This is a genomic window from Aquitalea sp. LB_tupeE (genome assembly GCF_013391415.1).
Classification (GTDB): domain Bacteria; phylum Pseudomonadota; class Gammaproteobacteria; order Burkholderiales; family Chromobacteriaceae; genus Aquitalea.
The window spans coordinates 238,972-263,001 of record NZ_JACAXB010000018.1; the positions used below are offsets into that span (position 1 = coordinate 238,972).

The window sequence follows — 24,030 nt, forward strand, 5'->3', positions numbered from 1 at the left end:
TTGCCTGCACAGAGGCGATTACTTGTTCAGGTGCGGCGCGATGGTCGCCAGCAGCTGGGCCAGCACCTTGGGGTTGGCGGCCACGATGTCGCCGGATTCCATCCACTCCTGCTCGCCAGTCAGGTCGGTGACAATGCCACCAGCTTCCTGCACGATCAGGCTGCCCGCAGCGATGTCCCACGGCTTCAGGTTCATTTCCCAGAAACCGTCCACGCGGCCGCAAGCCACATTGCACAGGTCGAGCGAGGCTGCGCCTTCGCGACGTACGCCGGCAGTCTTGCCCAGTACATCCTTGAGCATGCCCAGGTACTGGTCGATATAGCTTTGGTCGGATACCGGGAAACCGGTGGCGATCACGCATTCATTCATCATGAAGCGCTTGGAAACACGGATACGGCGGTCGTTGAGGAAGGCGCCAACACCGCGCGAGGCGGTAAACAGATCGTTACGGCTAGGGTCGTACACCACCGCTTGCTGCACCTGGCCTTTGTGCGCCAGTGCGATGGAGATGGCGTATTGCTGATGACCATGCAGGAAGTTGGTGGTGCCGTCGATGGGGTCGATGATCCACTCGTATTCGGAGGAGCCCACGCCTTTGGCTCCGGACTCTTCTGCTAGAATGGCGTGCTTGGGATACGCCTCGAGAATCATGTCCACGATGGCCTGTTCGGCAGCGCGGTCCACGTCGGTCACAAAGTCATTGTGCTTTTTCTTCTCTACACGAATGGTATCGAGGTTAAGCGACGCACGCTGGATTACACTGCCAGCACGGCGGGCGGCTTTAACCGCGATATTGAGCATCGGATGCATTGACGGCCTCTAGAACGGATAGCAGATGTCAGCCAATATGGCTCGACATCTGTCAGTAACAATCTGGGTTAAGGAACAAAAAAAGCCGGCGCGAGCGCGCGGGCTTTTTGATATACCCGCCATTTTAATGTGAAACTGCTGATGAATAAACCCCAAGTACCTGATTTTCTGCAAAACATTCGCATCGTGTTGGCTAGACCCAACCATCCGGGCAATATCGGTTCGGCGGCGCGCGCGATGAAAACCATGGGGCTGACCCGGCTGTATCTGGTTGAACCCAAAGTGTTTCCCAGCGACGAAGCCAATGCGCTGGCGTCCGGTGCGGTGGATGTGCTGGAGCGTGCCACCGTGGTGACAAGCCTTGCCGAAGCGCTCAGCGATGTCACCGTGGCCTGTGCACTCACCAGCCGCCGCCGCGAGCTGACCACGCCACTGTCCACTCCACGCGAAACCACGCCGGAACTGGTCGCCCGTGCGCGCGATGGCGAACAGGTGGCGTTGGTGTTCGGCAATGAAACCTTCGGCCTGTCGATTGAGGAAGTGGAGCAGTGCAACCGGCTGGTCACCATTCCGGGCAACCCGGATTACTTCTCGCTCAACCTGGCCATGGCGGTGCAGGTGATGACCTACGAGCTGTTCAGCCATACCGGCGTTGATGTGGAATACCTGCGGCCGGAAAGCGAAACCGCCAGCCTGGGCGAGGTGGAAGGCTTCTGCCAGCATCTGGACCAGACCATGGATGCCATCGGCTACTACCGCCGCCGTAACAGCGAGCGACTGATGCGCCGCATGCGCGCGCTGTTCAACCGTTCCGGCATGCTGCGCGACGAGGTGGACATCCTGCGTGGCCTGATGAAGCAGATCCAGCGCGTGGCAGACGGCCATGAGCACGGCGGCGAATCCTGATCGCGGTTTTTATCTGCCTTACACGCAGCCTGCGCTGCGTGATCTGGCGTTTTTGCTGACCGCCCCTGCTCCCTGGGATAGCGGCTGCAATCTTTCGCCACAACGCCTGCTGGGCCCGGATGGCCCGGCCTTGCTGGCGGCACTGGAGCAAGACCCGGCACCGCTCTATGCCTGGCTGGCAGACCAGCCCTGTCGCCGTCTGGGCCACTATGCCGAGCGCTTGCTGGCTTTCTGGTTTCACCTCGCGCCCCATATCGAGCTGGTGGCTGCCAATTTGCCGCTACGGGACGCCAGTGGCCGCACCATTGGCGAATTTGATTTCCTGATCCGGCTGGATGGCGAACCACTACACGTGGAGACTGCCAGCAAATTCTATCTGCAATTGGGCAGCGGCCCGGACAGCCTGGTTGGACCCAGCTTGCGCGATGCCTGGCTGCTGAAGGCGGGTAAATTGCAGGCGCAGTTGCAGCTGTCCCGCCACCCCCTGGCCCGGCGCGTGTTGCCGCCAGACTTTGTGGCCTGCGCCAGTCAGGCCAGGCTGGCCGGCTGGTTCTTCTATTTCCGACCAACCCGTCCCGTGCCACCCCTGAGCCCGGATCATCTGCAAGGCTGGATCAGCCCGTTATTGCAGCCCTGGCCCTGTAGCAGCCCGGCAGCGCGCTGGTTGTGGCTGCCGCGTTTGAGCTGGCTGGCTCCGGCCCGTGTGGCCGAAGCCGAAGTGCGTGAACAGCACAGCCTGCGCCAGGAATTGCGCCAGGCCGTGGTGCCGCAACTGGTGGCCGAACTGTTGCCGCTGGGCGATGGCTACTGGGAGGAGGTGGCGCGTGGTTTCGTTGTGCCGCCAGGCTGGCCCGAAGCAACGCGCCTGCAAGCATTGATGGCCACGCTGCCAGGGAGTCTGGCCACATGAAACACTTGCTGTTGTTGTATGCCAGCCAGACCGGCCGCACCTTGCAGCTGGTTGACGCCGTGCGCGCCAGCGTAGCGCAACTGGCCGATGACCTGCAGTTCAACTGCCTGCCAGCCGAAGAAGCTACGCTGGGTGATTTGCTGGCAACAGATGGCATCGTGCTGGCAACGCCGGAGAATTTTGGCTATATGGCAGGCAAGATGAAAGATTTCTTTGACCGTACCTTCTATCCTGCACAGGGCCGTACCGAGGGGTTGGCCTGCCTCTTGCTGGTGTCCGCCGGTAACGATGGCATGGGGGCTGTGCACGCCATGCGGCGCATCATCGCCGGCTATGGCTGGGACGAAGTGCTACCCGCCATGGTGGTACGCGGCGAGCCGGACGCCGCGCAGCTGGCTGAAGTGGCGGAACGAGCCGAGCAACTGGTGGCGGGGATGTTGATCGGGTGCTGGTAATACCTTGCCCGGAAGAGTTAGTGCTTGCGGAGAATGGCGCGCCTGCCCGGATGGGCAGAAGATACAAGAAGGGCGGTAAGGCGCATTGCGCCCACCGCCCGGATGGCTGTTACCGTGGTGCCTGTCGGCTTACACGCCGTTGGCGTGGGTACAACCGGAGATCAGGTCCTTGAGTGCATCGGCCTTGATCAGCTGGATGTGCTTGTGGTCCACGCTCAGCCAGCCTTGCTGCTGGAACTTGGACAGCGTACGACTGACGGTTTCCAGTTTCAGGCCGAGGAAGCTGCCGATTTCCTCGCGGCTCATGCGCAGGATGAAATCGTTGGCGGCAAAACCGCGGGTGGACAGACGCTGTGACAGGTTCAGCAGGAAGGCAGCCAGACGTTCTTCTGCCTTCATGTTGCCCAGGAGCAGCATGACGTTCTGGTCACGCACGATTTCGCGGCTCATCAGCCGGAAAAAGTGGTGTTGCAGGCTGGGAATGTCGCGCCCCAGGCTTTCCATGCGGTTGAAGGGCAGTTCGCAGACTTCGCTGTCTTCCAAGGCAATGGCGTCGCAGCCATGGACATTGGATGAAATGCCATCCAGGCCCATGAGTTCGCCGGACATCAAAAAGCCGGTGACTTGTTCACGACCATCCTGGCTGGCGACACTGGTCTTGAAAAAACCGGTGCGCACGGCAAACAGCGACTTGAAGGCTTCGCCACTGCGGAACAGGTATTCACCGCGCTTGAGGCGGCGGCTTTGACGGATAACGGCATCCAGCTGTGTCATTTCGTCGCGGTTCAGCCCAATGGGCAGGCAAAGTTCGCGCAGACTGCAGTTGGAGCAGGAAACCTTCAGAGCGTGCAGAGTGTGTTGGTGTTGGTCTGACATCGCGTGTTTTGTACAACCCTGTAAAGAAGCTTGACCCTTGTCAAAGCGGAATTCACACGTTTTCCGCAAATTTACCAGTCCACCTGACGTTTGACTATCAATACCCGACGACATGCACACCACCCATCCGTTTTCGCCTACCCACTGTGAGTTCGACCGAGCGTTGATCGAACGTCTTGATGGTTCCGGCCCAAGATACACTTCTTACCCCACCGCCGACCGGTTTACCCCGGCATTTGGTGAGAAGGACTATAAACACTGGCTGAAGCAACGCCACCTGGGCATGCATCAAAATGCCATCTCATTGTACGTTCACATCCCGTTCTGTAACACGGTTTGTTATTACTGCGGCTGCAACAAGATCATCACCAAGGACAAGAGCCGCGCCGACCGCTATCTGGATTACCTGGAAAAGGAAATCAAGCTGGTTGCCGCCTCGCTTGGCTGTCGGGAAAAGCTGATCCAGCTGCACTTTGGTGGCGGCACCCCGACCTTTCTGTCGGATGAGCAACTGGACCGTCTGATGACCATGTTGCGTGCCCACTTCGAATTTTTGCCGGAGGGAGAATATTCCATCGAGATCGACCCGCGCAAGGTGGGTCGTGAAACCGTGCATCATCTGGCGCGACTGGGCTTCAACCGCATGAGTGTGGGCATCCAGGATTTCGACCCGCAAGTGCAACAGGCGGTGAACCGGGTGCAAAGCGAGGCAGAAACGCTGGAAGTGATTGAGGCTGCGCGCGAAGCCGGCTTCAAGTCGGTCAGCGTGGACCTGATCTACGGTTTGCCGTTGCAAACCCGCGAGTCGCTCAAACGCACGCTGGACAAGGTGATTGCCATTGGCCCGGACCGTCTGGCGCTGTACAACTATGCCCACCTGCCTACCGTGTTCATGCCGCAACGGCGCATCAACGAGGCAGACTTGCCTGCTGCCAGCACCAAGCTGGACATTCTGCAGGACGCGGTAAAAAGCCTGGCCGATGCAGGCTATGTATTCATTGGCATGGACCACTTTGCCAAGCCGGAAGATGACCTGGCCATTGCCCTGCGCCAGGCGCGCCTGCAGCGCAATTTCCAGGGCTATTCCACACATGCCGACTGCGACATGATCGGCCTTGGCGTGTCTTCCATCGGCAAGGTCGGCCCCTGTTACAGCCAGAACGAGAAAGACCTGGACAGCTATTACGCCGCGCTGGACGAAGGTCGGCTGCCGGTAATGCGCGGCATGGTGCTGGATAGGGATGACATCCTGCGCCGTGGCATCATCCAGGCGCTGATGTGCCGCTTCTCGCTGTCGGTGGAGGCAATTGAACAGGTGCACGGCATCAATTTCGCCGAATACTTTGCTGCCGAGCTGCCAGCTATTCGCGAATACCACAAACTGGGCCTGCTGACCTTTGACGGCGACTTCCTGATGGTAGAGCCCAAGGGGCGTTTCCTGATCCGCAATATCGCTATGTTGTTCGACCGCCATTTGCGCGAACGCGAAACCAAGGCACGTTATTCCAAGACCATCTGATGATTTTGTTCAGACTGTTTAAAGGGTTATCCCTTGAATAAACAGTAAAAAAGGCCCGCATTGCGCGGGCTTTTTTATTGAAAAAGTGATGGTTTTTTACAACACATCCGGTGTGGTTTTTCCGGCACTTACTGGATCGGTATCGGCTGACAGCGGTTTTGGGCTGCGATGCAGGCGAATGATGGCCTCGCCGGTAGGGCTGGCAATCACATCGCGCAGCGTATAACTGTCCAGGGTGCTGAAAAATGCCTGCATGCCGACATCCAGCACGGCCTTGAGCTGGCAGTCCTGGCGCAGTGCGCAAGGCGGTTCGGCGCAGTCAATCAGCGGCACATTGCCTTCCAGCGTACGGATGATGCCGCCCAGGCGGTAATGCTCGGGCGGCTGGGCCAGCGCCAGTCCGCCACCCTTGCCACGACTGTTGTTCAGCCAGCCTTGCACACCCATGAAATGCACCACTTTCACCAGGTGATTGCGCGATACGTCAAAGCGTTCGGCAATTTCGCTGATGGTGACCGGTTGCTCCCGGTCGCGGTGCGTCAGGTACATCAGCACGCGCAGGCCAAGGTCGGTAAAGCGGTTCAGTTGCATGGTAGTAAAGTGGGCAGGGAAAGTGCCGCGCAGCATACTCCTCAGCGCAGTCGCTCACAATGCGCGGCGGCAAACAAAGCGGATTTAGCCTGTGGTCATGGCATTGGAGCCAAACACTTCCATATGAATGCGCGTGGCGGCTACCCCGGCCTCGCGCAGCTGGCGGTGTTGTTGCTGCATGAAGCCTACCGGGCCGCACAGGTAGTAGTCGGCATCAGCCAGCAGGGCATGGGCACGGATGGCATCGGCATCGATACGGCCTTGCTGATGGAAGTCCACACCCAGGGTGTCGCTTGCTGCCGGGGTTTCATAAAACACGCGTTGTTGCAGCTGGGGATGCTGCTGTGCCAGCGTGCCAACTTCCTGCTTCATGGCGTGCACCGCCCCGTGGCGAGCAGCGTGCAAGTAGCGGATGGGGCGGGACGGACCACTGGCCACCAGATGTTGCAGCATGGACAGCAGCGGTGTCTGGCCCACGCCAGCGCTGATCAGTACCACCGGGGTGTCCCGCTCCTGATGCAGCACGAAATCACCAAAGGGCGGCGATACCTGCAAGATATCGCCTTCGGCCAGTTCGGCATGCAACTGGCCGGACACCTTGCCGGCTGGCGCATTATCCCGCTCGTCCTCACGCTTCACCGAAATACGCAGCCAGTCCTTACCGGGCGCATCGGACAGGCTGTACTGGCGCGGCTGGCTCAAGCCCCATTCCGGGATGAAACGCTGCACCGAAATGTATTGGCCCGGTTGGAAGGCTGGCAGGCTGCCACCGTCCGCGGCTTGCAGATAAAACGAGGTGATCTCGGCACTTTCCACTTGCTTCTTCACCACGCGGAACGGCCGCCAGCCGCTCCAGCCACCGGGCTGGGTGGCGGCACGCTGGTACAGGCTGTTTTCCAGCTGGATCAGCAGGTCTGCCAGTTGCTGATAGGCGGCGGCCCAGGCTTCCAGCAGGCTGTCCGGAGCGGCTTCTTCACCCAGCACCTCGCGGATGGAGGCCAGCAGATGTTTGCCCACAATCGGGTAGTGTTCGGCCCGGATGCCCAGGCTGGCGTGCTTGTGCGCCACCCGCTCCAGCACCGGCAGCAATACTTCAGGCGCGTCAATGTGCTCGGCATAGGCGGCGACCGCCATGGCCAGCGCCTGCTGTTGCTGGCCAGCATGTTGGTGTCCCTGATTGAAGATGTTTTTCAGCTCTGGATTGTGCTGGAACATGCGTTGGTAGAAGTGGCTGGTCAGCAGTACGCCATGTTGTTTCAGGATGGGGGCGGTGGCTTTGACTTGCTGGCGGATGGACGCGCTTAGCATGGATTTTCCTTTAGATGTGTGTGAAATGCATTTTTAAGATGACCGGCTATCGGCACAGGCAGCGTGTAGCATAGCATTAAAATGTATCAAAAATACATTTTATAAGTGACTAAATTGAATAAAATTCAGCACCAGATAAAGTCCATGGGCATATAAATTGGTTTTGCAGTGCAAGAGTAATGTCCCTATAACCAAAGCTGTCATCATCCGCGCAGCTATTGTGCTGCGTGCTCCTGCAAGGAGTCGTGCATGTTCCGTCATACCGCCCGCTGGATGCAGCATCTGAGCTACCCCATCCGCTTTGCCATCATCGGTACGGTGTTTGCCATTGCCCTGGTTTACCTCACTTATGGCCTGTACCGCAGCAATCAGGACAATGTGGATTTTTCCAGCAAGGAACGAGTGGGCGTGCAGTATGTGAAGCCCGCCATGGCCTTGTTGTTGGCGCTGGAGCAAGAGCAGGCACAGCACGCCAGCCAGGCGGCAGGCACTGCACTGGGCGGCGCGGTGCAGCAGCAATGGCAGGCCATGCAACAAACCCATACCGCACTGAACCCGGTCCTGGGGGTGGACAAGGAATGGTCTGAACTGGACGCTGCCTGGAAAAAGTTGCAGTCCGCACCGCAGGCCGACAATTTCCAGGCCATCAGCAGTAGCCTGCGCGCCTTGATCAGCCAGGCCAGCGATCAGTCCAACCTGACGCTGGACCCGGATATCGACACCTACTATCTGATGGACGGTCTCATCACCCACTGGCCGGACTGGCTCAGCCAAAGCATAGAGGCCAACAGCATGTTGCTGGCCGCCAAGGGGCAGCCTCTGGCGGGGCCGGCGCGCGACGCTTTGCTGATGTTGTTGCCGCAACTGCGCAATAACGTGGCCGACCTGACGCAGAACCTAAACAAGGCCGCTGCGTACAACCCGGCGCTCCGAGCCAGCCTGGCGGGCAGCGATGGCAAGCTGCTGGCGCAGGCCGAGCAAAACAACAGCCTGTTCCGCAAGGCCATTGATGGCCAGACATTGGCAATGGGCAGCCTGGCAGCCGACACGCTGAATGTGGCAGCAGCCTTCCAGCAAAGCGCGCTGACCCAGCTGGACACGCTGCTGGATGCCCGCATTCGGCGCATTCAGTGGCAACGTGATATTTATCTCGGCTGCGCCTTGTTGGCCTTCCTGTTGTCCATCTACCTGTTCATTGCCTTGTATCTGTCCATCACCGCGCAACTGGGAGGGGAGCCCTTCTATGTACAGGAAGTGGTGGAGCAGATTGCCACCGGCAGGCTGGATACCAGCATTGCAATCAACAGCCAGGACAATTCCAGTTTGCTGGCAGCCATCCGGCAAATGCGCAACCAATTGCGCGATACCGTCAGCCAGTTGGTACAAACCTCGCAGCAACTGGATGGCGCGGCCCGGGATGTGGCCGAAGGGGCCAGCCAGGTAGCCCACAGCAGCGACCGCCAGTCCGAAGCCGCGTCCAGCATGGCGGCTGCGGTCGAGCAACTGAGCACCAGCTTGTCGGTCAGTGCCGAGCGTTCGGTTGAAGCCCACCAACTGTCGCGGGCGGCGGTGCAGGAGTCCACCGCAGGAACCGAGGTGATTCGGGGTGCGGGTTCCAGCATGCAAAGCATTGTGCGTGAGATCACGACGGTGTCCGGCACTATCCAGACACTGAGCCAACAGTCCGAATCGATTGTCAGCATTGTGGATGTGATTCGCGATGTCGCCGACCAGACCAATCTGTTGGCGCTGAATGCGGCGATTGAAGCCGCCCGCGCTGGCGAGCAGGGGCGCGGCTTTGCTGTGGTGGCCGATGAAGTGCGCAAGCTGGCGGAACGCACTGCGCAGTCCACCACTGAAATCGGCGGCATCGTGCAGCAAATCCAGCTGACGGCGCGTCAGGCGGCGGGCAATATGAGCACCGGCATGCAAACGGTGGAAGCCGGGCAACAACATGCCCAGCATGCCGGGACGGCCATCGTCACCATCCAGCAGCAGATCGATCAGGTACAGCAGGTGGTGGCGGAAATCCAGACGGCGCTGAACGAGCAAAGCCATACCAGCCAGGTGCTGGCGCGCAATGTGGAGCAGGTGGCACAAATGTCGGAAGAAAACAGCCGGGCGATGAAGGGAACGGCAGAAACGGTGGGGCAGTTGAAGGGCTTGTCCGAGCAGCTCAGTACGCTGGCGGCGCGTTTTACCGTGTAGTCAGGCGAAAAGGTAGGAGTAACAAGGCAAAGGCCGCTGGGAAGCGGCCTTTGGCATGGTGGGGTGGCTGTAAAAACTGCCGGGGGAATCGTCCTCACTGCTGGACGCAACGTGCTGTGCTACCTGGGCGTGATCTATATCTATCCAGTCCAGATCGTCCAGTTCGGCCCAGATGGCCTGACGTGCATGCTGGCGCTGGCCGGATTGGCTGCGCTGATGCGCGCCGCCCTTTTTCAGCAAGGGCGAGCAGGCGTAGGGATTACGCGGCTTCAAGGTGTGCATTTTCTTCTCCATCAAGATGGCGACGTTGCTGCCATCCGATTATTGACAAACCCCTCTCGGTTTCTGCAAGGAAAGCGAGGCCCCCCTTCTTCAATTGGCCGGGTAAGGGCGGGGGATAGGGCATAGACCGGAAGGCTGCGGAATCAGTCACTTCATCGAAAGGCCCGGCTTTGCCGGGTCCGATAAAGTCGTACCAAATCACTTTGTTGGCAGCCAGAATGGCCACTGCATGGCATTGTAGAAAGTGCGGCGGCACAGTCAAGCGCCGCATGACCTTGTCAGCTCATCAATGAGTGGCAGGCGCGCTGGCAGTCGGCCAGGGAAAATCCGCCGTACCCATCAGCTGCACCGGCTGCGTGCCCGCGGTAAAGTAAGCCGCTTGCGAACGCGGCAGCGGATGACGGCCACGAATGGCATCGGCCAGCTTCTCCGCCATCATGATGACCGGCGCATTGAGGTTGCCGGTGGTAACGCGCGGCATGATGGAGGCATCCACCACGCGCAAGCCCTCCACGCCATGTACCAGGCCGTCCTTGTCCACCACCGCCATGTCGTCGTAGCCCATCTTGCAGGTACAGGACGGGTGCAGTGCGGTTTCGGCATGTTCGCGCACAAAGGCGTCGATTTCGGCATCGCTCTGAATCTTCATCCCTGGCTTGATTTCCTCGCCACGGAATTCATCAAACGCTTGCTGGGCGATGATTTCCCGCGTCAGCCGCACGCCGGCACGGAACTCCTGCCAGTCCACTGCATGCGCCATGTAATTGAACTGCAGTAGCGGTTTGACGCGCGGGTCGCGGCTGGCCAGCCGTACAAAGCCTGTGCTGGGCGAGCGCATGGAGCCGACATGGCACTGGAAGCCGTGCGCCTTCACCGGATTGCTGCCGTCGTAATTCATGGCCAGCGGAATAAAGTGGTATTGCAGATTGGGCCAGGCAAACTCGGTGCTGCTGCGGATGAAACCACCGGCCTCGAAATGGTTGGTGGCCCCCAGGCCGGTGCCGTTCAGATACCACTCCACGCCGATGGGCGGCTTGTTCCACCATTGCAGCGCCGGGTAGATCGATACCGGCTTGGTGCAGTGGTATTGCAGATACATTTCCAGATGGTCCTGCAGGTTCTCGCCCACGCCGGGCAGGTGTACCACGCTGCTGATGCCATGCTGCTTCAGCTGGTCGGCATGGCCCACGCCGGAACGTTGCAATAGCTGCGGGCTGGCAATGGCGCCGTTGCAGACGATGACTTCGCGCCGTGCTTCGGCCTGTTGCAGGCTGCCGCCTTGCAGATAGCTCACGCCCACCGCACGGTTGCCGGCAAAGCGGATCTGGTCGGCCAGCGCCCGGGTTTTCACCGTGAGGTTGGCACGGGTGCGCGCCTGATCCAGATAGGCCAGCGAGGTACTGCAGCGGCGGCCGGATGGCGTGGTGGTGCGGTCCATCGGCCCGAAGCCTTCCTGCCGGTAGCCGTTGAGGTCGTCGGTACGCGGGTAACCGGCCTGTTCGCCTGCTGCAATAAAAGCCTGATACAGCGGGTTGTTGTCCGGCCGTGGCGTGGTGACATGCAAGGGGCCAGTGGCACCGTGAAAGTCATTCGCCCCTTTGTCGTAGCTTTCCGCCTTGCGGAAGTAGGGCAGACAGTCCAGATAGCTCCAGTTGTCCAGCCCCTTGTTTTCCGCCCAGCCGTCAAAATCCAGCGCATTGCCGCGGATGTACACCATGCCGTTGATCAAGGACGAACCACCCAGCCCCATGCCCCGGCCCTGGGTCATGATGCGGTTGCCCATATGCGGCTCCGGCAGCGTGGTATAGGCCCAGTTATAGGTGGTGCCTTGCAGCGGGTAGGCCAGCGCCGCCGGCATCTGGGTGCGCCAGTCCAGCCGCCAGTCCGGCCCGCCGGCTTCCAGCAGCAGCACGCTGACATCGGCATCTTCGGTGAGGCGGGCAGCCAGCACACAACCGGCAGAACCGGCCCCGACGATGATGTAATCGAACTGTTGCGACATGGGTGCTCCTTGCAACGGATGGTTCAGACAAGACAAGGGCAGGCCGTGAGGTCTGCCGCTATCGTTTGAATGACAGGGTGAGCCACTTGGGGCGGCTGACAAGCGCTCAGCGTCTCTGCTGAAACGCTGCAACAGGGCTTCTGTTGGCCGTGCTCGCTCAAGCGTAAGGACTGGCCACGCCGGTCAACTCCACATACACGCTCTTGCGCTGGGTGTAGCAGTCGATGGCGGTGAGGCTGTTTTCATAGCCCAGGCCGGATTCCTTATAACCCCCAAACGGCATTTCAATCGGCGTGATGTTGTAGTTGTTGATCCAGCACACCCCGGCTTGCAGCTTGGCCACCACGCGGTGCGCGCGCGCCAGATCGCGGGTGAATACCCCCGCCGCCAGGCCCAGTCGGCTGGCATTGGCACGCTGGATGACTTCGGCTTCGTCGTCGAATACCAGCACCGACATCACCGGGCCAAAAATTTCCTCGCTGACAATGCGCATGTCGTCACGGCACTGGTCGAAAATGGTGGGGGCAATGAACCAGCCGGCTTCGCAACCGGGCACGATCACGCGCTGGCCACCGGCGGCCAGTACTGCGCCTTCGCTCTGGCCGAGGTCGATGTACTTGAGCACGCTTTGCGCATGGCTGGGCGATACCTGTGCGCCTACCTGGGTGTCCGGGTGCATCGGGTCGCCAATCTTCAACAGCGCGGTGCGTTCTTTAAGACGCTGCATGAAGGCGGCGTGAATGCTGCGCGCCACGAACACGCGGGTGCCGTTGGTGCAGATTTCGCCCTGGGTGTAGAAGTTGGCCAGCATGGCGGCGGACACTGCCTGTTCGATGTCGGCATCGTCAAAGATGATCAGTGGCGACTTGCCACCCAGCTCCATGGTGACGCGCTTGAGCGTGCCGGCGGCGTCTTTCATGATGGCCTTGCCGGTATCCACCGAGCCGGTAATCGACACCTTGGCTACCCGTTCGTCGGCAATCAGCTGGCGCGCCACGGACGAGCTGCCCTGAATCACGTTGAACACGCCATCCGGCACACCCGCTTCGCTATAGATTTCCGCCAGCAGGGCGGCGCTCATCGGCGTCATGCCCGATGGCTTGTAGATCATCGCATTGCCACAGGCCAGCGCCGGGGCGGATTTCCAGCAGGCAATCTGGATGGGGTAGTTCCACGCGCCAATGCCCAGGCACACGCCCAAGGGCTCACGCCGGGTATAGGCAAACGCACCTTTCAGCGGGAAATGCTCGCCGTGAATGCCGGCAGCCATGCCGGCAAAATATTCGATGCAATCCGCGCCGGACAGTACATCCACCGCTTCCGCTTCCTGAATCGGCTTGCCGTTGTCGCGCACCTCCAGCTCGGCCAGCTCGCGATTGCGCGCCCGTAAAATGCCCACCGCCTTGTTCATGATGCGGCCGCGCTCGGCACCGGTCATCTCGCTCCACACCGCAAAACCGGCTTCGGCGCTCTTGACCGCCAGTTCGGCCTCGGCCGCGCCTGCCTGCTGCACCTTGCACAGCAGTTCGCCATTGGCCGGGTTGAAGTTGTCGGCCAGCGGCAGGGCCGGATTATCGATATAGCGACCGCCGATATAGCTTTTCAGGATGCCATCTTGCACGTTGTCTTCCTTGTATTCTGGGTGGGGCCATTGCCCATGATGCCGCTTATTGAGCCACGACGGCAGATGTCTTGCGTGTCAAAAGCCGACATGGGGGCCAATTGTGGCGACATGGGCTTGGCCGGGAACTGGCCGGGCTGATGATGAATGGATAGGGCGAGCGCGGTCAATGCGCGCTGCCTGCCCCGCACTGAGTACGGTTATCGGGAACGTCTGGCAGCCGGTTTGGCGCGTGGCTGCTCCGCTGCCTCTGCCCGCCACGCCTGTTTCTCTGTTCGCTTGGCCAATTGTTGATGGCAAGCCGCCGCCAGGCGGAGCAGCTCGCCATTGCGGCTGGCACTGCCGTCCTTGCAGGCAATGTGCTGCGCCAGTGCCTGCAAGGACGTGGCGCTGCTGTTGAGTGCCACCAGACGGCCATGGGCATGGCGGCGCGGGTGGGTGGCGGTGTAGTTGAGTGTCAGCAGCCAGTGGCTGTGCTGCCAGTCGCTGCCGTGTTCCAGCACGGCTTGCAGCACCGCATGGCTGATTTGTTGTCCGGCCTCGGCGGCCATGGCCAGCGCCTGTTCCCAGCGCGGGGCATCAGGTGGCAGTTGCTGAAGGGCGGGCAGCACCTGTTGTTGCAGCCAGTGTTGCAGTTGGCGGGCGGCAGGGCGTTTGCTCTGTTGCAATGCCCGTTGCAAGGCGGGTGCTGGCCAGCCGCGTTGCGGCAGGGCGAAGGTGCAGCCGGCGTAATCGGCCAGTTGCTGTTGCAGCTGGTGGCGCAGGCGGGGCGGCGAGAGGGCGAGGATGTCGTCCGCCAGCAGGCAGCAGTGGCTGTGGTGCAGCAGCACCCGGACGGGTTTGCCTTGGTAGTACAGCGTCAGGGGCGGGGCCTGGGGGATGTTGGGGGCGGGATGCGTCATGGTGCTGCCCTCCGTTGAACAATGAAGGCTGCCACACAGGCAAGCGCGGGTGGCAGGCCAAAGCGGGGTTGGCGAACCGGAAGCTCCACGACACCGGCAGACCGTATAGGTCTCCCCACCTGGCCTGCCATTGAAGAGGGTGCAGACGCAAGCAGAAAAAGCCGCTTTGACACGGCTTTCCCGTAGAGCTACAGGTCGCCAAACCTGGCTGCGTGTGAACACGCAACGGGACAAGGCTAATCAGCACCATCGGTGACAGCAAGACTAGAGGGGAGTGGAAACACTGGCAAGAGGTGCAGGTAAGGGGCTGGCATCCGCTCACGCGGATGATGATTTACATGCCGCTTCCGCGCGGCAAACGGGAAAGAGGGCTTGCCTGGCCAAGCCCTCCTTCACCTCCAAGGCCACCCCAGCAAGCATGACCTGCGGCTACCCTCCGGGGCCTGACACTGCTGCGGCACGGCTGGAACTCGCGATTGGCTAATGTCCAATCGCTCAAACAGCCAGCCGCTTAAAACCGCAGCAGCGCCACCCGTCGGCATGCTTGACGGGGCCCAGTGGGTGCATCGGTACGGTGGTTTCTGATGGTTTCGTGCAGCGTCCATTTCTGCGCACTTTCCCCCAAGGTCGCTCTGCCTGTCTCTCATTAAAACCTTTACGAACCGTAAGCAGTCCCGTCAGCGCGAGCCGACGCAGACGTTCTGCCCAAGGTTTTAAGCGGCTGCATGTTTGAGCACCGTGACGGTAGCACGGTGCGAGTTCAGCCGCGCCTTGGGCAGGATGGCTGGGGCGGGAATTCGACGCGCTGCGGGTCGCCTTTTCTTTGGGTACTTTCTTTTGGCGAAGCAAAAGTAAAGTACCTCGACGGCGGGGCGAGACCCGCGAAGTTGTATTTGCCTTTGATTTTTAAGGGCCGCTGTTGATACACAAAGGGCAAGCATCCGCTCATGCGGATGATGATTTACATGCCGCTTCCGCGCGGCAAACGGGAAAGAGGGCTTGCCTGGCCAAGCCCTCCTTCACCTCCAAGGCCACCCCAGCAAGCATGACCTGCGGCTACCCTCCGGGGCCTGACACTGCTGCGGCATGGCTGGAACTCGCGATTGGCTAATGTCCAATCGCTCAAACAGCCAGCCGCTTAAAACCGCAGCAGCGCCACCCGTCGGCATGCTTGACGGGGCCGGTGGGCGCGTTGGTGCGGTGCTTGTCGATAAGAACACTTGTTGGGGCGGGAGGCCTCTCCTGCTTGAGGTGCTGATGTCGGGCAGTACCACGCAAGGGAACGAGATCCACGCGGTGCTTGTACAACTGCCTGCTAATGCAGTAGCAATTCCGGCAAGGATATACGTTTGCTTTCGTCTTCTTGCCATACCACCTGATTATCCACCGCATACAGCCAGCACTTGGCACCGGGGTCGGCCAGGCAGATCGACAATGTCTTGCGCATGGCATCGCTATCATTGGCGATCCAGCGCCAGCCGCCGCGCTGATTGATGACAAAGGCCTTGGGCGTGGCAGCTTTCAGATAGACAGGATAACGGGCGCGGCCTTTGTCACCGATGTAGGGGATGGCCTGGGTATCGTCGATAGAGGCGTAAGCAGAGGGGGCCGGCACCTTGTCGCGGTGTTGCAAGGGGCTGCTTGGCGTAGATGCGGCCACCGCCGCCGTATCAGTCATCCGCCCTGCCAGGGCGGTAGCCAAACCATCCAGCAGTACGCTTTCCCAATTGGTAGCCAGGATATTCGGCGCAAAAGTTCTTTTGGACACTACCTCCACCCGGGTTTGGCTGGTCTTGCTCTGGGACGGCTCGGGGGACACGAATATCGCCACATTCTCGCCATAGCTGAGGGCACTCATGCCACGCTGCGCCAGCGCCATGCCTTGCTGTTTGTCACCGTTGACATAATCCAGACCACTGGCGCGAACCACTCCCGGCAGCACAGCCCACACCTGTTCGGTTGATGCAGCATACACGCGGGCAGTTCCTGAGCCTTTGGCAGCAATCGAGGTGGCCATGGTGGAGCAGCCACTCAGCAGCGCAATACAGGCAAACAGCAGACTAATCCACAAGCATCTCGACATCATGTGCAGGCTTTCAAGGAGGGGCTGGCAGTGTGCCAGCAGCAAGGGCGGCCGCGAATGTGACCATGTATCCATGCCAAAATAATATCACATCATCATTTTAGCTATGGGTGCCAGTGCAAAGTCTGTATGGCCGGGGTGGGTTCCGTGATTTGGCATTGCTGTTGGATTTCTTTGCCAGTCTATTAGCCGGACTTCGTACCCTCGGCATGCTTGGCAGGGCCTGTGGGCGGCGTTGGTTAAGTGGGAAATGCCGGAAGATGTGACTCCATAGGGCAGACATCGACATTCCCGTCCGGCTGAAATCCGACAAACAGTCGCTGTGCTGTTTTCAGGGTTGAAGAATGGTGATGCGGACGTCCGGGAACCACAGCGTGCTCCAACGGGCTGTTTTCTCACTGCTGTCCAGTTGCCTGGGCGAGACGGATACTGGTGTGCCAAGTGCTTCGGTCTCATGCAGGGCCGCACAATTCACCGTGCCATACAGACGGCTGCCGTCCTGATACAACACACCAACCAGCACTCCGCAGCGGGTGCAAAACAGGAAGTCGGCCAGCTGGCTGCCGTGCCGGTATTTCCCCATGCCGGCGGTGTCGCGTACAGCTATTTGCAAGCGGCCATGCGGGTCGGAGAGATAGGACGCACCGTGTTTGCGGCAGAAGTCGCAATCACATGTACGTGGGTTGTAGTCGGCAAGTGGCCGGCTCAATTCCAGATGGAGGTGGATGTTGCCGCAATGGCATGCGCCGCTTAGTTGAACCATGGTTTCCTCCGCTCAATACGTTCTGTCGGCTTCATTGTTTGTTCATCAAGGTGCGCATGTATTCATTCACATCACGCAAGTCTTGCACCGTCCACGCATGAGGGGCAAGTTTGATGCCATTTTCCCGGAGAGTTCTGGGAATCCGATCGCCATTGGGGCGCAGGATGATGGAGGAGACAATCAAGCCGGGATAATTGGCCAGGCGCTGCTGAAAGGCCTTTGCTGTCAGATCCGGGGTGGGCGGTGTGCTTTTGTGGGCTAATGGCCCGTTGCCTTTGGCGTTTTCGCCATGGCAGATGGCACATCGGTTTTGGTACAGGTTTTTGCCATTGCGGATGTCGGCATACGCGGACGAGGCCAGCAAAACCAGCATGGCTGCGACTGCCGTCAGGTATTGGCCGGCTTGCATTGCGCAGTCCTTTCCTGGTGTTCTGCCAGTTTGCATGTGGGGGGCGCACCATCAGGGGGTGGCATCTTGTAACAGCAGGAAGGTTTTTCTGTGGAGGGCGTCGCGTTCTTCCACCTCGGCATTCTGCATCAGGGTAGAGGAACGCAGAATGGGGCCAACCACGGCAAATAGCCGTTCAGGGTTGGGGCCGAACAGGTAGAAAAAGCCTTCGTTGCCATCCAGATGAAATTCGGTTTCGCCCAGTTCTCCCACCCGGGCGCGTTGCATCGCCCGTTGCAGTTTCTTTTCCAGCCGGTGAATTTGCGTGCTGTCTTCGGGATAAAAATCAAACTTTACCGTGATAGCCAGTGACGGGCTGGCGGTGTGCGGTGTTGCGGCTTGGGCTGTGCCTGCATGGAGCAGGGCTGTCATCAGCAGGGCGCGCCATCGTTGTTTCAATAGGTTTGCCATAAAGTCCGCATGAACAAATGCAATGTCGGGCAGCGTCACCTCAGATGAGGCGCTACGCTGGCGAGGTGGTCATTTTAGCACTTTGTCATGATGGATGTGCCTGCGCGCAGTTGTTGCCGGAAAGCGGCGACGGTATTCGGTCTGCGAGCAGGGCACCGAATAACCGCCATCCTTCCCTTGTTGCTTTCATCGGACGCGTCAGCCTGTCTGGTTTGGGCGGTCGCTGCTGTGCCGACTCGACTGCAAGGCCGGCGATTTTTTAGCGCAGCACCACCGTGCGGTTGTCGTTGAGGAACACCCGGCGTTCCAGGTGGTAGCGCACCGCGCGGGCCAGCGCCTGGCATTCCATGTCGCGGCCGGTGGCTTGCAGGTCTTCCGGGGTGTAGGCGTGGTCTACCCGGTCCACCACCTGTTCGATGATGGGGCCTTCGTCCAGGTCGTCGGTTATGTAGTGGGCGGTGGCGCCAATCAGTTTTACGCCGCGTTCGTGTGCTTGCAGATAGGGGCGGGCACCCTTGAAACCCGGCAGGAAGGAGTGGTGGATGTTGATGGCGCGGCCGGACAGGCGGGCGCAGGTGGCGCTGGTGAGCACCTGCATGTAGCGCGCCAGAATCACCAGCTCCGATCCGGTTTCCTCGATCAGCGCCAACAGCGCGGATTCCTGCTCGGCCTTGTTGGCCGGGTCCAGCGGCAGGTGGTGGAAGGGCAGGCCGTAGGCTTCGGCAATCGGGGCCAGGTCGCGGTGGTTGGACACCACGGCGGTGACGGTCATGTCCAGATCGCCCATTTTCTGGCGGTACAGCAAGTCATTCAGACAGTGGTCCAACTTGGACACCATGATCATCACCCGCGCTTGTTCGCGCCGGTCCTGCAATTGCCAGCGCAGGTCCTGGTAGTGACTGCGCATGTCCTGCATGCCCTGGTTCAGCCGCGCCGGGTCAAAGATTTCGGTTTGCGGATGGAACACGCAGCGCACGAAAAAACGCTGGCTGACGGCATCGTCAAACACCGCCAGTTCGTCGATATAACAGCCCTGGGATTCCAGCAGGGCGGAGAAACGGGCCACCTGACCGGAGGCGCTGTGACAGGTGAAGCTGAGGATGTAGGACGGTGCGGTGGCTTTCATGAGCGGGTCTTTCCTTGTCGTGTGGCAGGCGTGTTGCCTGTCCTGTGTGCGCTAACCCTAAGGCTTGGCTTGCGCGCGGGCTGGCTTCAATGCGTCCGCTTTGCGTCCATTTCAGACATGTGACGCAGTGTCGTGTCTGGGCAAGTGCTTGTCCTTTTCAGCCAAACGGGACAGAGGCGAGGTCGGGAGAATGGGCCTTGTCCGAATACATCCACCCCGCTGGAGCCGCAGATGGCAAACCGATACTCCCTGTGGAGCCTGATCAAGAACGGGCTCAAGCATCATGAAAGCTGGCAGCCGGCCTGGAAGAGCCCGCAGCCAAAGAAAAACTACGACGTGATCATTGTCGGTGGTGGCGGCCACGGCCTGGCCACGGCCTACTACCTGGCCAAGGAGCATGGCATCAAGAATGTGGCCGTGCTGGAGAAGGGCTATCTGGGCGGCGGCAATACCGCACGCAACACCACCATCATCCGTTCCAATTATCTGTGGGATGAAGCAGCGCACTTGTACGAACACGGCCTGAAATTGTGGGAAGGCCTGTCGCAGGACCTCAACTTCAACGTGATGTTCAGCCAGCGTGGCGTGATGAACGTGGGCCACACCCTGCAGGACATGCGCGACATCGAACGCCGCGCCAATGCCAACCTGCTCAACGGCGTGGATGCCGTGGTGATGACCCCGCAGGAAATCAAGGACATGGTGCCGCTGATCGACATCAGCCACCGCACCCGCTACCCCATCATGGGGGCCAGCTTCCAGCCGCGTGGCGGCGTGGCGCGGCACGATGCCGTGGCCTGGGGCTTTGCCCGTGGTGCTTCGGAGCTGGGCGTGGACATCATCGAGCAATGCGAAGTCACCGGCCTGATCATCGAAGGCGGCCGCATCAAGGGGGTGAATACCAGCCGTGGGGACATCATGGCCGACCGTGTGGGCTGTGTGGCGGCGGGTAATTCTTCGGTGCTGGCCAAGATGGCCGGGCTGCGCCTGCCGCTGGAAAGCCACCCGCTGCAGGCTTTCGTGTCGGAATCCATGAAGCCCTGTATTGATACCGTGGTGATGTCCAACGCCGTGCATGGCTATGTCAGCCAGTCCGACAAGGGCGAGCTGGTGATTGGTGCCGGTATCGACAGCTATCTGGGCTATGGCCAGCGCGGCAGCCCGCATGTGATCGAGCATACCGCCGCCGCCATCATCGAGATGTTCCCGTCCTTCTCCCGCGTGCGGATGAACCGCCAGTGGGGCGGCATTGTGGATGTCTCGCCGGATGCCTGCCCCATCATCAGCAAAACCCGCATCAAGGGCCTGTATTTCAACTGTGGCTGGGGCACTGGCGGCTTCAAGGCCACCCCGGGATCGGGCAATGTGTTTGCCCACACCATCGCCCATGACGATCCGCACCCGCTGAACCGCGCGTTCTCGCTGGACCGTTTTGCCACCGGACATCTGATCGACGAGCACGGCGCAGCCGCCGTGGCTCACTAGGGAGAGGCTTATGTTGGTGATTACCTGCCCGTACTGCCAAGAGGCAAGGGAAGAAGAAGAGTTCAGCTATGCCGGTGAAGCCTATATCGCCCGCCCGGCAGTGCCGGAAGAAGTGGACGACGCCACCTGGGGCGACTACGTGTTCCACCGCAAGAACCCGCGTGGCTGGCACTGGGAGCAATGGCAGCACGTGGCCGGCTGTCGCAAGGTGTTTGCGGTAAAGCGCCACACCGTCAGCTATGAAATTGCCGGCTCGTGGACGCTGGCCGACGGCAAGGCACTGTATCTGGAGGAACAAGCATGAGCGGCTATCGCATCCATCGCCCCGGCGAGCGCATCAATCGCCAGAAGCCGCTGAGCTTCATCTTCGACAATGTGCAGTACAAGGCTTTTTCCGGTGACACCCTGGCCTCGGCCCTGCTGGCCAACGGCGTGCGCCTGATTGGCCGCAGCTTCAAGTATGGCCGTCCGCGTGGCATCGTCGGCTTTGGTGCCGAAGAACCCAATGCGCTGATCCAGCTGGAAACCGGCGCACATACCGTGCCCGACCTCAAGGCCACGCAAGTGGAGCTGTACCAGGGCCTGCTGGCCGGCAGCACTACTGGCTACCCCTCGCTGGATTTCGACCTCAAGGGCCTGTTGGGCAAGTTTGGCCGCTTCATGCCGCCGGGCTTTTACTACAAGACCTTCATGGAGCCGGTGAAAGCCTGGCCCTTCTACGAAAAATTCATCCGCAAGGCTGCCGGTTATGGCCGCGCCCCGGTTGAAGCCGACCCGGAAAGCTACGACCACCTGCATCATCATATCGATGTGCTGGTGGTGGGCGGCGGTGCCGCTGGCCTGTGGGCTGCCACGCTGGCCGGCCGCGCCGGTCTGAAAACCCTGCTGGTGGACGAGCAGGCCGAAATGGGCGGCTGGCTGCTCACTGAACGCCGCAGCCGCATCGACGGCCTGTCCGGCATGGACTGGGTAGGCCAGCGCCTGGCCGAACTGGCCAGCCTGCCGAATGTCACCGTACTACCGCGCACCACCGCCTTTGCCTTGCACGACCTCAACCTGGTGCAGGCCGTAGAGCTGCTGCAAGACCACCTGCCGCTGACCGAGCGCAATGCCGCGCTGCCGCGCCAGCGTCTGCATAAGATTCGTGCCCATCAGGTGATTCTGGCCAGTGGCGCCATCGAACGCCCGCTGGTGTTCGGTTACAACGACGTGCCCGGTGTGATGACCGCCGCCGCTGGTCACAGCTACCTCAACCGCTACGGCGTGGCCGTGGGCCGCGAAGTGCTGGTGCAAACCCAGAACGATGCCGCTTACGAAGCCGCGTTGGACCTGGCACTGTCCGGGGTGAAAGTAACGCTGGCCGATGCCCGTCAGGGCGGGGCGGCAGCATGGCGTCAGCAAGCACTGAAAAATGCCGGTGCCGAGCTGCTGCTGGGCCACGGTATTGCCAAGGTGCTGGGCGACAAGAGCGTGACCGGTGCACAGCTGGTGAAGCTGGATGGTCGTAATAATCAGGTCATCGGCTCCGGCCCGCGCCTGAGCGTGGACACCGTGCTGTCCTCCGGTGGCCTCACCTCCACCGTGCATCTGTTCTGCCACAACGGTGGCCGTCCGGTGTGGAATCAGCAGCAGCTGTCCTTTGTCTGCCCGGACGAAGGCCGTGAAAACATTGCCTGCGTCGGTGCCATCACCGGTCGCTGGGAACTGTCCGACGCACTGAGCCAGACCCACGCCGCTGTGGCCGCCCTGTTGCTGGGCCATGGTCGCGGCAGCAGTGGCAAGGCCCCGGCGGTGGCCCATGAAGAAGTGGCTGCACCGCGTGCCATCTTCCGCCTGCCGGATGGCAAGCCGGAAGGCCATGGAGCCAAGGCCTTTGTCGACTACCAGAATGATGTGGCGGCGGCGGACATCCATACCGCCATTCGTGAAAACTACCGCTCCATCGAACACGTCAAGCGCTATACCGCGCTGGGCTTTGGTACGGATCAGGGCAAGCTGTCCAATATCAACGGCTTTGCCATTGCCGCCGAAGCGCTGGGCAAACCCATCGCCGAAGTGGGCACCACCACCTACCGTCCGTCCTACACCCCGGTGACTTTTGGTGCACTGGCCGGGCCGCACGTGGGTGAAACCTTCGACCCGCGCCGCTACACCGCCATCCATGCCAGCCATGATGCGCGCAAGGCCGAGTACGAAGTGGTGGGCCAGTGGCTGCGTCCGTGGTACTTCCCCAAGGCGGGTGAAGACCTGCACGCTGCGGTGAACCGCGAATGCCTGGCCACCCGTAACAGCGTGGGCGTGATGGATGCTTCCACCCTGGGCAAGATCGACGTCAAGGGCCCGGATGCGCGTGAATTCCTCAACCGTATCTACAGTAATGCCTGGAGCAAGCTGGACCCCGGCAAGTGCCGCTACGGCCTGATGCTGGACGAAAACGGCATGGTGATGGACGACGGTGTGACCGCCTGCCTGGCAGACGACCACTTCCACATGACCACCACCACCGGCGGTGCGGCGCGGGTATACAGCTGGCTGGAACGCTGGCACCAGACCGAATGGCCGGAGCTGAAAGTACGCTTCACCACCACCACCGACCACTGGGCCACCGTGGCCGTGGTCGGGCCGAACAGCCGCAAGGTGCTGCAAAAGCTGTGCACGGACATCGACTTCGACAAGGAAGCCTTCAAGTTCATGGATGGCCGCACCGGCACCGTGGCTGGCTTGCCGGCTCGGGTGTTCCGCATCAGCTTCTCTGGCGAACTGGCCTACGAAATCAACGTGGATGCCAACTACGGCCGCTATATGTGGGAAGAAGTGATGAAGGCGGGTGCCGAGTTTGACATCACCCCCTACGGCACTGAAACCATGCACGTGTTGCGTGCTGAAAAGGGCTTCATCATTGTGGGTCAGGATACCGACGGCTCGATGAGCCCGAACGATCTGGCCATGAGCTGGGCCGTGGGCATGAAGAAGCCGTTCAGCTTCCTCGGCAAACGTTCGCTGCTGCGTTCGCACACCGCTGGTGATGGCCGCAAGCAACTGGTGGGCCTGCTGCCGCTGGACCCGAAAGTGGTGCTGGCCGAAGGCGCGCAGATTCTCAGCAATACCGATGACACGGTGCCGGCCGCCATGCAGGGCCACGTGACTTCCAGTTATCACAGTGCCTTCCTTGGCCGTTCCATTGCCATGGCCGTGCTCAAGGATGGCAGCAAGCGTGAGGGCGACACGGTGTTCGTCTGGGCGCATGGCAAGAGTGTGCCGGCGCAGGTGGTGTCGTCAGTATTCGTGGACAAGGAAGGGGTGCGTCAACATGCCTAAGCAAGG

Annotated in this window: 21 protein-coding genes; 8 read left to right on the forward strand and 13 right to left on the reverse strand. The window is 60.6% G+C overall.

Translation table 11 applies throughout. The features are described from left to right. Positions 1 to 18: 18 nt before the first annotated feature. Positions 19 to 810, reverse strand: a complete 792-nt coding sequence (locus tag HWX34_RS10520; protein ID WP_159874977.1) for an inositol monophosphatase family protein — start codon at positions 808 to 810, stop codon at positions 19 to 21. Positions 811 to 951: 141 nt separating this feature from the next. Here HWX34_RS10520 and HWX34_RS10525 point away from each other — a divergent pair, with 141 nt between their 5' ends. Genes HWX34_RS10525 through HWX34_RS10535 form a run of 3 tightly spaced genes read left to right on the forward strand, consistent with a single transcriptional unit; the run spans position 952 to position 3,081 of the window. Next, on the forward strand, positions 952 to 1,716 hold the full coding sequence (locus tag HWX34_RS10525; RefSeq protein ID WP_178972192.1) for an RNA methyltransferase: 765 nt from the start codon (positions 952 to 954) through the stop codon (positions 1,714 to 1,716). Continuing rightward, positions 1,694 to 2,626, forward strand: a complete 933-nt coding sequence (locus HWX34_RS10530; RefSeq protein ID WP_178972193.1) for a DUF1853 family protein — start codon at positions 1,694 to 1,696, stop codon at positions 2,624 to 2,626. The genes HWX34_RS10525 and HWX34_RS10530 overlap by 23 nt, the downstream gene beginning before the upstream one ends. After that, entirely contained in the window at positions 2,623 to 3,081 is a 459-nt protein-coding gene (locus HWX34_RS10535) for a flavodoxin family protein (RefSeq protein ID WP_178972194.1), read from the forward strand. The genes HWX34_RS10530 and HWX34_RS10535 overlap by 4 nt, the downstream gene beginning before the upstream one ends. Before the next feature lie 129 nt (positions 3,082 to 3,210). Here the strand turns inward: HWX34_RS10535 and fnr are convergent, their stop codons facing one another. After that, entirely contained in the window at positions 3,211 to 3,957 is a 747-nt protein-coding gene (gene fnr / locus HWX34_RS10540; RefSeq protein WP_045846577.1) for a fumarate/nitrate reduction transcriptional regulator Fnr, read from the reverse strand. A gap of 112 nt (positions 3,958 to 4,069) precedes the next feature. On the opposite strand from fnr, the gene hemN reads away from it, so the two are divergent. Next, positions 4,070 to 5,476 carry an oxygen-independent coproporphyrinogen III oxidase gene (hemN, locus tag HWX34_RS10545; RefSeq protein WP_178972195.1) on the forward strand — a complete coding sequence of 469 codons (1,407 nt, stop codon included), beginning with the start codon at positions 4,070 to 4,072 and terminating at the stop codon, positions 5,474 to 5,476. A 96-nt stretch (positions 5,477 to 5,572) separates the two neighbouring features. Here the strand turns inward: hemN and HWX34_RS10550 are convergent, their stop codons facing one another. Both HWX34_RS10550 and hmpA read right to left on the reverse strand, forming a co-directional pair. Further along, entirely contained in the window at positions 5,573 to 6,103 is a 531-nt protein-coding gene (locus HWX34_RS10550) for an Rrf2 family transcriptional regulator (RefSeq protein ID WP_255496668.1), read from the reverse strand. Between the two features lie 48 nt (positions 6,104 to 6,151). Then, positions 6,152 to 7,375, reverse strand: coding sequence for an NO-inducible flavohemoprotein (gene hmpA, locus HWX34_RS10555; protein WP_178972196.1), 1,224 nt, complete (start codon positions 7,373 to 7,375; stop codon positions 6,152 to 6,154). 249 nt (positions 7,376 to 7,624) lie between these two features. On the opposite strand from hmpA, the gene HWX34_RS10560 reads away from it, so the two are divergent. Then, positions 7,625 to 9,583, forward strand: coding sequence for a methyl-accepting chemotaxis protein (locus tag HWX34_RS10560; RefSeq protein ID WP_178972197.1), 1,959 nt, complete (start codon positions 7,625 to 7,627; stop codon positions 9,581 to 9,583). Here HWX34_RS10560 and HWX34_RS10565 read toward each other — a convergent pair whose 3' ends face one another. The 9 genes from HWX34_RS10565 to purU form a co-directional block, all read right to left on the reverse strand. Further along, positions 9,584 to 9,865, reverse strand: a complete 282-nt coding sequence (locus tag HWX34_RS10565) for a hypothetical protein (RefSeq protein ID WP_178972025.1) — start codon at positions 9,863 to 9,865, stop codon at positions 9,584 to 9,586. A 286-nt stretch (positions 9,866 to 10,151) separates the two neighbouring features. Beyond that, on the reverse strand, positions 10,152 to 11,867 hold the full coding sequence (gene betA, locus HWX34_RS10570) for a choline dehydrogenase (RefSeq protein WP_178972198.1): 1,716 nt from the start codon (positions 11,865 to 11,867) through the stop codon (positions 10,152 to 10,154). 157 nt (positions 11,868 to 12,024) lie between these two features. Beyond that, entirely contained in the window at positions 12,025 to 13,488 is a 1,464-nt protein-coding gene (gene betB, locus HWX34_RS10575; RefSeq protein WP_178972199.1) for a betaine-aldehyde dehydrogenase, read from the reverse strand. A 200-nt stretch (positions 13,489 to 13,688) separates the two neighbouring features. Beyond that, entirely contained in the window at positions 13,689 to 14,390 is a 702-nt protein-coding gene (locus HWX34_RS10580) for a hypothetical protein (protein WP_178972200.1), read from the reverse strand. A gap of 1,315 nt (positions 14,391 to 15,705) precedes the next feature. Next, positions 15,706 to 16,476, reverse strand: a complete 771-nt coding sequence (locus HWX34_RS10585; RefSeq protein ID WP_178972201.1) for a hypothetical protein — start codon at positions 16,474 to 16,476, stop codon at positions 15,706 to 15,708. 328 nt (positions 16,477 to 16,804) lie between these two features. Continuing rightward, on the reverse strand, positions 16,805 to 17,236 hold the full coding sequence (locus HWX34_RS10590; protein WP_178972202.1) for a GFA family protein: 432 nt from the start codon (positions 17,234 to 17,236) through the stop codon (positions 16,805 to 16,807). Positions 17,237 to 17,267: 31 nt separating this feature from the next. After that, a complete protein-coding gene (locus tag HWX34_RS10595) occupies positions 17,268 to 17,609 on the reverse strand; it encodes a cytochrome c (protein WP_218645134.1) in 342 nt (113 codons plus the stop codon). An 87-nt stretch (positions 17,610 to 17,696) separates the two neighbouring features. Beyond that, positions 17,697 to 18,083, reverse strand: coding sequence for a hypothetical protein (locus tag HWX34_RS10600; protein WP_218645135.1), 387 nt, complete (start codon positions 18,081 to 18,083; stop codon positions 17,697 to 17,699). Between the two features lie 271 nt (positions 18,084 to 18,354). Continuing rightward, a complete protein-coding gene (purU, locus tag HWX34_RS10605; protein WP_178972204.1) occupies positions 18,355 to 19,221 on the reverse strand; it encodes a formyltetrahydrofolate deformylase in 867 nt (288 codons plus the stop codon). Positions 19,222 to 19,452: 231 nt separating this feature from the next. Here purU and HWX34_RS10610 point away from each other — a divergent pair, with 231 nt between their 5' ends. Genes HWX34_RS10610 through HWX34_RS10620 form a run of 3 tightly spaced genes read left to right on the forward strand, consistent with a single transcriptional unit; the run spans position 19,453 to position 24,024 of the window. Then, the gene (locus tag HWX34_RS10610; RefSeq protein WP_178972205.1) at positions 19,453 to 20,706 is read left to right on the forward strand and encodes a sarcosine oxidase subunit beta family protein; all 1,254 of its coding nucleotides are present in this window, start codon (positions 19,453 to 19,455) and stop codon (positions 20,704 to 20,706) included. A gap of 10 nt (positions 20,707 to 20,716) precedes the next feature. Continuing rightward, positions 20,717 to 21,010, forward strand: coding sequence for a sarcosine oxidase subunit delta (locus HWX34_RS10615; protein ID WP_045848399.1), 294 nt, complete (start codon positions 20,717 to 20,719; stop codon positions 21,008 to 21,010). After that, positions 21,007 to 24,024: a sarcosine oxidase subunit alpha family protein gene (locus HWX34_RS10620; protein ID WP_178972206.1), complete on the forward strand. Its 3,018-nt coding sequence runs from the start codon at positions 21,007 to 21,009 to the stop codon at positions 24,022 to 24,024. Before HWX34_RS10615 ends, HWX34_RS10620 begins: the two co-directional genes overlap by 4 nt. The last annotated feature ends 6 nt before the right edge of the window (positions 24,025 to 24,030 follow it).